This is a genomic window from Salmonella sp. SG203, assembly GCF_013350575.1.
Classification (GTDB): Bacteria; Pseudomonadota; Gammaproteobacteria; order Enterobacterales; family Enterobacteriaceae; genus Salmonella; species Salmonella enterica.
In genome coordinates, this window is record NZ_SNMT01000005.1 from 55,764 (window position 1) to 69,377 (window position 13,614).

The window sequence follows — 13,614 nt, forward strand, 5'->3', positions numbered from 1 at the left end:
CAACTTGTAAAACGGGCACGGCAAGCCGTGCCCAAAAAGAAATTAGAAACGGAAGGTTGCCGTTGCAACGACCTGACGTTCTGCGCCCCAGAAACAGCCGTAGGTCTGGAAGCAGCTGGCGACGTATTCGCGGTCGAGCAGATTATTAACGTTAACCGCAATGCTGGAGCCCGCCATACCAAAACGCGCCAGATCGTACTTGACGACCGCATCCATCACCGCTGCGCTGCCTACCTTGAAGCTATTGGCCGGATCGCCGTAACTGGAACCAATAAAACGACCGCCTGTTCCCAGGGTTAAACCTGACAACGGACCGTCGTTGAAGGTGTAATCGCCCCACAACGACGCCATGTGTTCAGGCACCTGCTCTGGCGTATTCCCTTTCAGATTAGTGTCTTTCGTGTATTCAGCATCAGTATAAGTGTAAGACGCCGTCATATTGATGTTAGCCGTCAATGCTGCTTTGGCTTCCAGCTCTACACCTCGCGCACGAATTTCGCCTGCCGGCACCTGCGCTAATGGGTTGGTTGGATCGGCGGTCAAGTTATTGGTTTTGGTCAGCTGATAAACGGCACCCGTAACAACAACCGGCATGTCTTTCGGTACATATTTCACCCCTGCTTCATATTGCTCGCCTTTTGACGGCTTGTAAGAAACGCGTGGGGTGCTCCACAAATCGAAGGCGCTTGGCTCGAAAGATTGGCTATAGCTGAAGTAAGGTGAAATTCCATTATCGAATACGTAGTTTACGCCACCGCGCCAGGTGAACTGGTGGTCATTACGTTCAATATATCCTTCTGTCGGCGTAGTGGAATTCTGACGCACCGTTGTCGCTTGTTTAGACCAGTCATAGCGGCCGCCGAGAGTAAATACCCACTTATTCCATTCCGCCTGATCCTGAACATAGAGGCCTGTTTGTTTACTTTCGTTCATCTGGTACGGCTCAGCGCCGCCGAAAGCAAAGTATTCAGGATGGTAATTGTTATAGAGATCGATTGACGGCGCGCTACCAAACGTCGCGTTAATATCATTACGCATACGCATGAAATCGACACCCGTCAGCAACGTATGATCAATATCGCCGGTCGCGAATTTACTTTCCAGTTGTGTATCTACGCTGAAATTCTGTAAACGCTCGTTGTCAACGATAGTACCGCGGTTAAGCGTATGGCCGTCCGCCGCAATCCCCGTGCCATAGACGCTTTTTTGCGCGGTTTTCATTTCGACAAAACGTAAATTCTGGCGCACGGTAAAAGTGTCGTTGAAGCCATGCTCGAAACTGTATCCCACCATTTTCTCGTTACGAGAATAGGTGTTGTTTGACGCCCCTTCATTGAAATCTGTCGGCAAGCGTTTACCATTCGGTAACGGTTCAACCGTTCCCTCTTTCGGCAACCAGCCGTAGTAGCCGGTCTCTGGTTCGTTCTGGAAATAAGAAAGGAACGTAAAATTCGTTTTCTCATCAGGACGCCAGGTAAAAGAGGGCGCAATCGCATAGCGCTGCGACTCAGAACTCTTTTGCTGCTCATTTGTCGAACGCGCCAGCCCCGTCAGACGATATGAGAACTCACCGTTGTCATCCAGGGAATCACTAAAATCAAAACCGGTCTGGAACAAATTGTCCGTCCCCATTTTGAATTGAATTTCTTTCAGCGGCTCAGTAGTCGGCCGCTTGCTAACCATCGAAATGATACCGCCCGGGTTGCTCTTACCGTAGAGAACGGACGTTGGGCCACGCATCAACTCAACACGCTCAAGCATGTAGGGATCAATAACCGCATCGTTGTAGAAGTTACCCTGCAATTTCAGGCCATCCAGATAGTTATTCTGGCTCAGGCCGACGGAAGAGAAGCCACGGATAATCACGAAGTCATAGGTATTGGAAGCGCCGCGACTGCTTACCGTTACGCCCGGCGTGTAACCCAACGCTTCTTTTACTGACTGGAATTGATGCATCTGCATCTCTTCGTTAGTGACCACCGAAACCGACTGTGGCGTTTTTTCGATAGGTGTATCAGTTTTGGTGGTAGTGGCGGAACGCTTCGCGGCGATGGTCGGAGCCGGTCCCCAGGCACTTTCCTGCGGCGCAGGCGCTGCGGTTACGGTAATGGTTTCTTCTTTCGGTTGAACCGCCGCCTGTGCATAGACAGACATGCCGCTAACCGCTGTGGCTACTACAACTGCGATTTTACGCAGTGAGGAGTTTGGCTGAGCAGTTTTAAGACGCGCCATTGGTATATCTCTGATGAAAGTGAATGATAACGTAAACGATAATTATTATTATAACCGCAGCATGATAGGCGAAATATCGTCGCAATGGCAAGCGATACGCGGCCCTACGAAAACTAAGGGGTTAAGAAATAACCAGATGAAAAGGAAGGGTTAATAAATTAGACTGAAATGTTATTTATAGGGGATTTGCCGGATGGCGACGTAAGCGTCTTATTCGGCCTACGTCGCACATACTGGAGTCGTAACGGTGTAGACCGGGTAAGCACAGCGCCACCCGGCAATATTACCGTGATTAATTGCCGCCAAACATCTCCTTAATCCAGCCGGCAACGCCGTCGCTCTTCTCTTCTTTCGGCGGCTGTTGCTGCGCAGGCTGCTGCGGCTGAGACGACTGATCGAACGGATTGCCTGACGGCTGCTGCTGTTGCTGCATCATCTCGCCCTGCTGGCACAGCGTATTTGGATCGTCCGTCCAGACCGGCAGAGTGCGCATACCGCCGCTACAGACAAAATTACCGTCGTAATCAACGCCCATATCCACCACATCTTCCGGCGGCGTCAGAACTAAAGGCGTCGGCGTCTGGTTCGCCAGATAGCGCTGGTAAATCGCCATCGCGCCGCTGGCGCCGTACAATTTCGTCGGCTGGTTGTTATCACGGCCTACCCAGGTGATAGTCACCTGGCTGCCGTCGATACCGGCAAACCAGGTATCGACATTGTTGTTTGTCGTCCCGGTTTTACCCGCCAGATGCAGACCCGGATATTTCGCGCCAAGCTGACGCCCCGTACCACGCTGGACGACCTGCTGCATTGTCCAGAGCGTCAGGTAAGCCGCCTGTGCCGGTACAGCGCGTTCAGCTTGCGGATAACTTTGATACAGCACCTTACCATCTTCCGCAATAACCGAACGCAGCGCTGATAACGGCGCGCGATTTCCGCCGCTGGCGATAGTCTGGAACGCTTGCGCCACTTCGATCGGCGTCAGGTTCAGCGCCCCTAACAGCATCGCCGGAACCGGATTGAGCTGATCTTTCGGCACGCCGAGCTTCGTCCAGGTATCGGTTACCGCCGGTAAACCTAGCGCCATCCCCAGATTGACCGTCGGTACGTTCATTGAACGAGTTAACGCATCCACCAGCATCACTTTCCCGCTTTCGCTGTAGCGACGATCGTCGTTCTGCGGCGACCAGACCTGACCATTCGGCTGGCGCAGAGAAATCGGCGCATCGGCAATCCAGGTGTTCAGACGGTATAAGTTCGGCTGACTTAACGCGGTCAGATAGGTCGCCGGTTTCGCCAGCGACCCGATGGAACGGCGCGCCTGCATGGCACGGTTATAGCCGGCATACTGCGGCTCCGCCCCGCCAACCATCGCGCGTACCTCGCCGCTAAAGCGATCCACTACCACCATCGCAGTTTCCAGATCGCTCAATTTACGCTGCTTCTTCAACGCCGGAATGCCTTCGACAACGGCTTTTTCTGCGGCATCCTGCGCCACGGAGTCAAAGGTGGTGAAGATCTTCACGCCGGAGAGATCTTTAATTTTATCCCCCAGCTTCGCCTGCAGTTCCTGACGAACCATCTGCATAAACGCTGGCTGCGGTGAAATAACGCCGCCGCGCGGCTGTACGCCAAGCGGACGCGCGCTCAGCATGTCATAGAGTTCCTGATCGATGATTTTCTGCTGCTGTAACAGGCGTAACACCAGGTTACGACGCTCCAGCGCCAGTTTCGGGTTACGCCACGGGTTATAAATCGACGCCCCTTTTACCATCCCCACCAGTAACGCCTGCTGATCGAGGCTCAGTTCCTCTACCGGACGACCAAAGTAATACAGGCTCGCCAGCGGAAAACCGCGAATTTCATTATCCCCGCTTTGACCGAGGTAGACCTCGTTCATGTACAGCTCAAGAATACGATCTTTACTGTAACGGGCATCCATGATCAGCGCCATGTAGGCTTCATTCGCTTTACGCCAGTATGATCTTTCGCTGGAGAGGAACAGGTTCTTCACCAGCTGCTGGGTCAGCGTACTGGCCCCCTGCACCGTGCGTCCCGCCGTCAGGTTGGCCAGCACCGCACGCCCGATAGAGTAAAGACTAATGCCATCATGCTCATAGAAATGACGGTCTTCCGTCGCCAACAGCGTATCGACCAGCAGATCCGGGAAACCGCTGCGCGGGACGAATAAACGCTGCTCGCCATTTGGCGAAGAAAGCATGGTGATAAGCCGCGGATCGAGGCGGAAGAAGCCAAACTGGCGGTTGTTATCCAGATTGACGATGGTTTCCAGACGCCCGTCACTGAACGTCAGCCGCGCGCGCACCTGCCCTTCTTTGCTGTCCGGGAAGTCAAACGGACGACGGATCATCTCAATGCTATTGGCCTGCACGGTAAATTCGCCGGGACGGGTCATCTTCGTCACCAGACGATACTGCGTCGCTTCCAGCAATTTTACCATCTCGTTTTTGCTGACAGGCATGTCTGGCTCAAGGTTCACCATCCGGCCATATACCGCCGCCGGAAGCTGCCAGACCTTGCCATCGATACGGCTGCGGATTTTTTGATCCAGATAGACGCCGTAAATGGCGAACAGCACCACAAAAACGATAAACAGTTTTAGCAATAGCCACAGCCAGCCGCGCTTGCCACGAGGCTTACGCCCTTTGCCCTTACCTTTACGCGGCATCGGTTCTTCATCCTCATAGTCATCATCATAATCGTCGTCATACTGCCGACGACGGCTCACCTTTTGTTTCACAGGACGTGACGGTTTCCCCTTACGTCCAATCGGCTCGCGGTCATTCCCCGCCATGCTTTTTCTCCGCAACATACAGGCGCAAAGGCCCGATTCTCTATTCTTCCGCCAGACGACAGAAGAAGAAATCTCTCAATTTACCCTTTTGCCGGATGGCGATTAACGCCTTATCTGGCCTGGAGGCAACGTATAACACGTCACGAATACTTCTTCGTGCGCCGCGTTGGGGCCGTATTCGCCGGATCGTCCGGCCAGACATGTTTGGGGTAACGGCCCTTCATCTCTTTTTGCACTTCGCGATACGCCCCCTGCCAGAAAGCGCTTAAATCGCGCGTAATCTGTAGCGGTCGCTGCGCTGGCGAAAGCAGTTCCAGCACCAGCGGCACGCGGCCCTGAGCGATGGTTGGGGTCTTCGCTTCGCCAAACATTTCCTGCATTCTGACCGCCAGCGCGGGCGGGTTATCTTCATGATAACGAATCGTTATTCGGCTTCCCGTCGGCACAGTGTAATGCCCAGGCAGTTCACTATCCAGACGTTGCAGCATGGCATAGTCAAGCAGTCCCCGTAACGCCTGAGTCACATTCAGAGATTTCAGACTCCGTAACGACTGTACGCCTGTCATGTGCGGCAGCAACCAATTTTCCAGAGTCGCCAGCAGCGACGCCTCATCCACGGCAGGCCAGTCATATTCCGGCAGCCATTTCGCCGCACAGTGCAGACGCAGACGGAACTGCTCCGCTTCCGGCGTCCAGTTAAGGACGGACAGACCTTTATCGCGGATGCCGTTCAGCATCGCCTGATGAAGCTCCTCTTCAGACGGCTTCGCCAGTGGCTGAACGCTAACCGTCAACTGTCCAATACGCATTCTGCGCCATGCTTTCAACGTTCCCTGCGCCTCGTCCCATTCAACCGTGTCAGACTGGCGCAGTAAATCAGGACACGCCTGAATCAGCGAGGCAATATCCAGCGGCTGCGCCAACAATATTCGGGCGTCCGGCGAGGCGCTACCTTGCAGTAACAGCGGCGCGATCAGCCATTCATGACGTCCCAACGCGTCATCCGCATCTAACATCGCGCCCATACCATTGGCTAACTGATAGCGCCCTTCCTGACCGCGACGCCGCGCGATGCGGTCGCTAAACGCTCTGGCCAACAGCGGCATAATAAGCGCGCTATCCGGCTCGCCATTACGCACCTGCAGCCGTTTTAAAAGCTGCTGGCTACGCTGCTGCCAGCCCGGCTGTCGCCGCGAAAATAGCACGCTTAAATCCGTACCGCCGCCTCGCGGCGGGTCCTCAAGGATGGCCGCGAGCATGGCGGCAGTGGCGGCGCTATCGCCCTCGCCGGCGTTGACTAACATCGCCGCCAGGCGCGGATCGTTACCTGTTGCCGCCATTTTCCGGCCCCGCGCGCTTAATCGCTCGCCCTCCAGCGCGCCTAACATCAATAATAAACGGCGGGCGGCCTGAAGATTCACCTCCGGCGGCCTGTCCAGCCAGAAAAGCGAGGCCGGATCGTGACATCCCCACTGCAACACCTCCATCAACAAACCGGAGAGGTCGCTGTGTAAGATTTCCGGATCGCTTTGCGCCGCCGCCCGCTCCGCCTGTTCTTTTGCCAGCAGATGTAAACAGATACCCGGCGCCAGTCGTCCGGCGCGCCCCGCGCGCTGCGTCATTGACGCCTGACTGATACGCTGCGTAACCAGCCGCGTCAGTCCCGTTCGCGCGTCGAATCGCGCCACGCGCTCCTGAGCGCTATCGACGACCAGACGAATCCCTTCAATCGTCAAACTGGTTTCGGCAATGTTAGTCGCCAATACCACTTTACGCATCCCGGCGGGTGCCGGAACAATCGCTTTGCGTTGCGCCTCCAGAGACAATGCGCCATACAGCGGACAAAGCAGGACATCGCTCCCTACCCGCGACGCCAGATGTTCATGAACGCGCTGTATTTCGCCTACGCCGGGTAAAAATAGCAGCAGCGAACCGTTTTCATTGCGCAACAGTTCCGCTGTCGCCATCGCGACGGCTTCATCAAAACGCAAATGCGTCGCGAGCGGCTGATAACGTCGCTCCACCGGGAACGCGCGCCCCTCCGAGACGATCGTCGGCGCATCAGGCAGTCGCTGACAAAGCCTGTCGTTATCCAGCGTCGCAGACATGATTAACAGCCTGAGATCGTCACGGAGCCCTTGCTGGATATCCAGCAACAGCGCCAACGCTAAATCCGCCTGTAAACTGCGCTCATGAAATTCATCCAGTATCACCAGCCCCACGCCGCGTAATTCGGGATCGCGCTGAATCATTCTGGTCAATACGCCTTCTGTCACCACTTCCAGCCGGGTACGCGGCCCCACGCAGCTTTGCGCGCGCATCCGGTAACCTACCGTTTCGCCAGGCTTTTCATTCAACGCTTCCGCCAGACGCTGCGCGACATTACGCGCCGCCAGACGACGCGGTTCAAGCAGAAGGATTTTTCCAGCAACCGGCCCCTGTTGCAGGAGTTGCAACGGCAGCCAGGTGGATTTCCCCGCCCCGGTAGGCGCGGACAACAAAACCTGCGGCGCGGTTTTTAGGGCTGTCAACAATTCAGGCAATACGGCGGCAACGGGCAATGACGTCACAAACGGCTCCACGGGGTTAACTTTCTTTGCGCCGCATTGTAGCATCGTGTTAATCCATAACCGAGTATCCCTATGTCTGAGCCAAAACGGCTGTTTTTTGCGATTGACTTACCCGACGACGCGCGCGCACAAATTATCGCCTGGCGCGCCGCCCATTTTGCGTCTGAAGACGGACGCCCCGTCGCAGCGGCGAACCTACACCTGACGCTGGCCTTTTTAGGCGACGTCAGTAGCGATAAGCAGCGCGCGCTTGCGCAACTGGCCGGACGAATTCGCCAGCCGGGCTTTACGCTACATCTGGATGACGCCGGTCAGTGGCTGCGTTCGCGCGTGGTGTGGCTGGGGATGCGCCAGCCGCCGCGCGGGTTGTTGCAGTTGGCTAATATGCTGCGCGCGCAGGCCGCCCGCAGCGGTTGTTACCAAAGCCCGCAGCCTTTTCACCCGCATATTACGCTGCTGCGCGACGCCAGCCATACGGTGGCTATCCCGCCGCCGGGCTTTTGCTGGTCATTTCCGGTCACGTCGTTTGCGCTTTACGCCTCTTCGTATGGGCAAGGCCGTACCCGCTATGCCGAGCTGCAGCGCTGGACGCTGAGCGAATAATAATGAAGGAATGTCGATGCTATTCTCCCCCCCTTTACAACGCGCTACGCTGATTCAGCGCTATAAACGTTTTTTAGCCGATGTGATCACCCCTGACGGTACAACGCTTACGCTGCACTGTCCTAATACCGGCGCGATGACCGGCTGCGCCACGCCTGGCGATACCGTCTGGTATTCGACATCAGAAAATACTAAACGCAAATATCCGCATACCTGGGAATTGACTGAAACGCAATCCGGCGCATTCATTTGCGTGAATACGCTGCGGGCGAACCAGCTAACGAAAGAAGCGATTCAGGAGAATCGCCTGCCGGCGCTGGCGGGGTACAATATTCTGAAAAGTGAAGTCAAATATGGCGCCGAGCGCAGCCGTATAGATTTTATGTTACAGGCAGATTTCCGCCCGGACTGCTATATTGAAGTGAAATCGGTCACGTTAGCGGAAAAAGAAAACGGTTATTTTCCCGACGCCATCACCGAACGAGGGCAAAAACATCTTCGGGAGTTGATGGGCGTTGCGGCGGCAGGTCATCGCGCAGTGGTGGTGTTCGCGGTGCTGCACTCCGCCATTACACGTTTTTCACCCGCACGTCATATCGATATAAAATACGCGCAGCTATTGAGCGAGGCTCAGAATAAAGGCGTGGAAGTTTTAGCTTATAAAGCAGAACTTTCAGCCCAAAAAATGGAACTGAACGAACCAGTACCCATAACGTTGTAGTGGAATAACAGCCTGATTATTAAGTATTCTGGCCGCGTGCGTAAATACGCTTTTCCTCACAGGGTTGTCAAGTGTTACGTTTAGATAATTGCTATCCGGAAAAGCATCTGCTATTTATAGCGACCTGATTTTCCCCCGAACATGGGGATCGATAGTGCGTGTTAAGGAGAAGCAACATGCAAGAAGGGCAAAACCGTAAAACATCGTCCCTGAGTATTCTCGCCATCGCTGGGGTGGAGCCGTACCAGGAGAAACCGGGCGAAGAGTATATGAACGAAGCCCAGCTATCGCACTTCAAGCGTATTCTTGAAGCATGGCGTAATCAACTCCGGGATGAAGTCGATCGCACTGTGACGCACATGCAGGACGAAGCCGCCAACTTCCCCGATCCGGTCGATCGCGCCGCGCAGGAAGAGGAGTTTAGCCTGGAGTTACGTAATCGTGACCGTGAGCGCAAACTGATCAAAAAGATCGAGAAGACGCTGAAGAAAGTGGAAGATGAAGACTTCGGTTATTGCGAGTCCTGCGGAGTGGAGATTGGTATCCGCCGCCTGGAAGCGCGTCCAACAGCCGATCTGTGCATCGACTGCAAAACGCTGGCTGAAATTCGCGAAAAACAGATGGCGGGTTAATCCCGTTCGTTTCTACCCTATTTATGACAGGCGGGAGTTTTCCCGCCTTATTCTTTATTGCCCGCAGCATGACTGACTCACACTATATTGGCCGTTTCGCGCCGTCGCCATCCGGCGAACTGCATTTCGGCTCGTTAATCGCCGCCCTCGGCAGCTATCTACAAGCCCGTGCGCAACGCGGAATTTGGCGCGTTCGCATCGAGGATATCGACCCCCCACGTGAAGTTCCCGGTGCCGCAGCGACCATTCTGCGCCAGCTGGAACATTACGGCCTGCACTGGGATGGCGAGGTCTTATGGCAATCACAGCGTCATGAGGCTTATCGCGAGGCGCTGGCCTGGCTTCACGAGCAGGGACTGAGCTACTACTGCACTTGCCCCCGCTCGCGCATTCAACGTCTGGGCGGTATTTACGACGGCCATTGCCGGACGTTATGCCACGGGCCGGAGAATGCCGCCGTCAGAATTAAACAGCAGCATCCGGTGATGCGTTTCCATGATGTCTTGCGCGGCGACATCCAGGCTGACCCGCAGCTGGCGAGCGAAGATTTTATTATCCACCGCCGCGACGGACTGTTTGCTTATAATCTGGCCGTGGTGGTCGACGATCATTTTCAGGGGGTGACGGAGATCGTCCGCGGCGCAGATTTAATCGAACCCACTGTCCGACAACTTTCTCTGTATAAACAGTTTGGCTGGCGTGCGCCTGTTTACGTGCACCTTCCGCTGGCGCTCAACGAACAAGGCGCTAAACTTTCCAAGCAAAATCATGCCCCTGCGCTTGCGACAGGCGATCCGCGCCCGGTACTGGTCCAGGCATTGCGCTTTTTAGGCCAACGCGACGTCGTAGCGTGGCAGGAGATGTCTGTTGAGGAGTTGCTGCGCTTTGCGGTGACGCACTGGAGGCTTACAGCCGTACCCACATCGGCTAATGTAAATCCGGCATTCTCAAATGCGTCTCGCTGAGCTATGATTAGCCGCTATTTTTGCTCATCGTCTTTCGCATTGCTGCGGCGTTAATGATGCTTACAGCCCAGGTCGCGTTGCTCTCTTACGCCCGTCTGCCGTAATGCGAAAGACATAGAGTAAGTTGATCTTATTAATGTATGACACTACCGAGGTGCGCTATTTTTACCCGAGTCGCTAATTTTTGCCGTAAGGTGTTAAGCCGCGAGGAGAGCGAGGCAGAACAAGCCGTCGCCCGTCCACATATGACGATTATCCCGCGTGAACAGCACGCTATCTCCCGCAAAGATATCAGTGAAAATGCCCTCAAGGTACTGTACAGGCTGAACAAAGCGGGCTATGAAGCCTACCTGGTCGGCGGCGGCGTCCGCGATCTCCTGCTCGGTAAAAAGCCGAAGGATTTCGACGTGACCACCAACGCAACACCGGATCAGGTACGGAAATTATTCCGCAATTGCCGTCTGGTGGGGCGTCGTTTCCGCCTGGCTCACGTGATGTTTGGCCCGGAAATTATCGAAGTGGCAACGTTTCGTGGTCATCATGAAGGCAGTGAAAGCGACCGTACGACCTCCCAGCGTGGGCAAAACGGTATGCTGCTGCGCGACAACATCTTCGGCTCTATCGAAGAAGATGCCCAGCGCCGCGATTTCACCATCAACAGCCTTTACTACAGCGTGGCGGATTTTACCGTGCGCGATTACGTCGGCGGGATGCAGGATCTGAAAGAAGGCGTGATTCGCCTGATCGGCAATCCGGAAACGCGCTACCGCGAAGATCCGGTTCGAATGCTGCGCGCCGTGCGTTTCGCTGCGAAGCTCAATATGCGTATCAGCCCTGAAACGGCTGAGCCAATCCCGCGTCTGGCAACCTTGCTAAACGACATTCCTCCCGCGCGCCTGTTCGAAGAGTCGCTGAAGCTGTTGCAGGCGGGGAACGGTTATGAAACCTATCAACAACTGCGGGAATACCACCTCTTCCAGCCGTTGTTTCCTACCATTACGCGTTATTTCACCGAAAACGGCGACAGCGCAATGGAACGCATCATTGCACAGGTGTTGAAGAATACGGATAACCGCATCCGTAACGAGATGCGCGTTAACCCGGCGTTTTTGTTTGCCGCCATGTTCTGGTATCCGCTGCTGGAGATGGCGCAAAAAATCGCTCAGGAGAGCGGCCTTGCCTATTACGATGCTTTCGCGCTGGCCATGAATGACGTGCTGGATGAAGCCTGCCGTTCACTGGCGATCCCGAAACGCCTTACCACGCTGACCCGTGATATTTGGCAGCTTCAGTTACGCATGTCCCGTCGTCAGGGCAAACGCGCCTGGAAACTGATGGAACATCCCAAATTCCGCGCCGCGTTTGATTTGCTGGAGCTGCGCGCTCAGGTGGAAAATAATACTGAACTGCAACGTCTGGCGCAGTGGTGGGCCGAGTTTCAGGCTTCCGCGCCGCCGGAACAAAAAGGGATGCTCAACGAGCTGGACGACGATCCTGCTCCACGCCGCCGTCGTTCACGTCCGCGCAAACGCGCGCCGCGCCGCGAGGGCACCGTATGACGATCGCGTATATCGCGCTTGGCAGTAATCTGGCCTCTCCGCTGGAGCAGGTCAATGCCGCCCTGAAGGCTATCGCCGACATTCCCGATAGCCGTATCGTCGCGGTTTCTTCGTTTTACCGCACGCCGCCGCTTGGCCCACAGGATCAGCCCGATTACCTGAACGCTGCGGTGGCGCTGGATACCGCTCTCGCCCCCGAAGAATTGCTTAACCATACCCAGCGCATTGAGCTGCAACAGGGCCGGGTGCGCAAGGCCGAACGCTGGGGGCCGCGCACGCTGGATCTCGACATTATGCTGTTTGGCGATGAAGTCATTAACACCGACCGTCTGACCGTGCCGCACTACGACATGAAAAACCGCGGCTTTATGCTGTGGCCGTTATTCGAAATCGCTCCGGAGCTGGTGTTTCCCGACGATAAAGGTCTGCTGATCGAGCTGATGTCCCAAATGTCTCCCTGTCCCGATCGTTGGTAAGAAATACCCCTATTATCAATTCAACAAATAGTTTCTATGCTGTTATTTCGTATAATTAGATAAACTAAATACTCTTGTTAGAAATAATCATGAAAGCAGTCGTATATTATACAACATAACAACAAACCATGTATTTCAGCTATCCGTTTAAAAAACAGCCGCTTAATGCAATTAAACATACACATCATGAATAACACTATTAATAACACAATGAATAAAATGTCAGAACATCCTTAAATATAATCAGAGGTAATTCATCGCAAAAAACAATAAATAACAAATATTATACAAAAGTTATCCTCAAACGCTAAAATCCAAGCCCTGCTATTTAATATAAATTAGTAGATATTTAATTTATTAACATTTCAATCCTGTAAGGATACAGCAATGAAAAAAGCGATTTTAGCTGCCGCAATGGTTATGGCTATGGGTTCTACTTCCGCAATGGCAGTTGAAGGCGGCCAGATCGAATTCCACGGTTTAGTGAGCGCAACAACCTGTTCTAAAGTAGTTTCCTCTTCACGCGGTAATCAAGCGACTGATGGTGACGTATATCTGACTACAGCAGCCCCAGGCGATATCACTGAAGGCGTTGCTGCTAACGCATACGGCGCGCTTCCGGCTCCGTTCTCTATCATCCTGGATTGCTCAGGCGCGGCTGATGTAACTGATGCCACTAAGGCTTCTCTGGTAATGGATTCGTCATTCTCTAACACTACCGGCACTCTTGACAATGACACCACACTGTCTGTGGCTGGTGAAACTGGGGCTGAAAACGTGAATATCGCCATCCATGATGCCGATACCAAAACTCAGGTTAAAATCGATGGCGCTGAAATTCATGAAGCGTCCTTCAAAAACAAAGTTGCAACCTATAACTTTATGGCGTCTTACGTTCGTGCCGATGCTTCTAAAGAAGTGACTACCGGTCATGTAACCACGAACGCAATGTATACCTTTACTTACCAGTAACAGGACATACGGTTATCACTAATAAGTACTCGTACCTTTCCTTGAGTTAGCGTGCTTATCAGTTATTGA

Annotated in this window: 10 protein-coding genes; 7 read left to right on the forward strand and 3 right to left on the reverse strand. The window is 54.1% G+C overall.

Annotated elements, in window-relative coordinates; translation table 11 throughout:
• Positions 1–42: 42 nt before the first annotated feature.
• From fhuA to hrpB, 3 genes are all read right to left on the reverse strand, one after another.
• The gene (gene fhuA, locus HV477_RS09680; protein WP_000113226.1) at positions 43–2,232 is read right to left on the reverse strand and encodes a ferrichrome porin FhuA; all 2,190 of its coding nucleotides are present in this window, start codon (positions 2,230–2,232) and stop codon (positions 43–45) included.
• Positions 2,233–2,524: 292 nt separating this feature from the next.
• Positions 2,525–5,047, reverse strand: coding sequence for a bifunctional glycosyl transferase/transpeptidase (gene mrcB / locus HV477_RS09685; RefSeq protein WP_079898663.1), 2,523 nt, complete (start codon positions 5,045–5,047; stop codon positions 2,525–2,527).
• A gap of 140 nt (positions 5,048–5,187) precedes the next feature.
• A complete protein-coding gene (gene hrpB / locus HV477_RS09690; RefSeq protein ID WP_167668473.1) occupies positions 5,188–7,617 on the reverse strand; it encodes an ATP-dependent helicase HrpB in 2,430 nt (809 codons plus the stop codon).
• Between the two features lie 72 nt (positions 7,618–7,689).
• Between hrpB and thpR the strand changes: the two genes are divergently transcribed.
• From thpR to HV477_RS09725, 7 genes are all read left to right on the forward strand, one after another.
• Positions 7,690–8,220 (forward strand): RNA 2',3'-cyclic phosphodiesterase, encoded by a 531-nt coding sequence (thpR, locus tag HV477_RS09695; RefSeq protein ID WP_001748937.1) that lies wholly within the window; start codon positions 7,690–7,692, stop codon positions 8,218–8,220.
• A 16-nt stretch (positions 8,221–8,236) separates the two neighbouring features.
• The gene (sfsA, locus tag HV477_RS09700) at positions 8,237–8,941 is read left to right on the forward strand and encodes a DNA/RNA nuclease SfsA (protein WP_000899412.1); all 705 of its coding nucleotides are present in this window, start codon (positions 8,237–8,239) and stop codon (positions 8,939–8,941) included.
• Between the two features lie 176 nt (positions 8,942–9,117).
• Entirely contained in the window at positions 9,118–9,573 is a 456-nt protein-coding gene (gene dksA / locus HV477_RS09705) for an RNA polymerase-binding protein DksA (RefSeq protein WP_001155232.1), read from the forward strand.
• Between the two features lie 68 nt (positions 9,574–9,641).
• Positions 9,642–10,538 carry a tRNA glutamyl-Q(34) synthetase GluQRS gene (gluQRS, locus tag HV477_RS09710; protein ID WP_076737690.1) on the forward strand — a complete coding sequence of 299 codons (897 nt, stop codon included), beginning with the start codon at positions 9,642–9,644 and terminating at the stop codon, positions 10,536–10,538.
• Positions 10,539–10,699: 161 nt separating this feature from the next.
• Positions 10,700–12,097, forward strand: a complete 1,398-nt coding sequence (pcnB, locus tag HV477_RS09715) for a polynucleotide adenylyltransferase PcnB (RefSeq protein ID WP_204376218.1) — start codon at positions 10,700–10,702, stop codon at positions 12,095–12,097.
• Positions 12,094–12,573, forward strand: a complete 480-nt coding sequence (gene folK / locus HV477_RS09720) for a 2-amino-4-hydroxy-6-hydroxymethyldihydropteridine diphosphokinase (RefSeq protein WP_000150775.1) — start codon at positions 12,094–12,096, stop codon at positions 12,571–12,573. Before pcnB ends, folK begins: the two co-directional genes overlap by 4 nt.
• A gap of 387 nt (positions 12,574–12,960) precedes the next feature.
• Positions 12,961–13,545, forward strand: coding sequence for a fimbrial protein (locus tag HV477_RS09725; RefSeq protein WP_000709193.1), 585 nt, complete (start codon positions 12,961–12,963; stop codon positions 13,543–13,545).
• Positions 13,546–13,614: the final 69 nt, after the last annotated feature.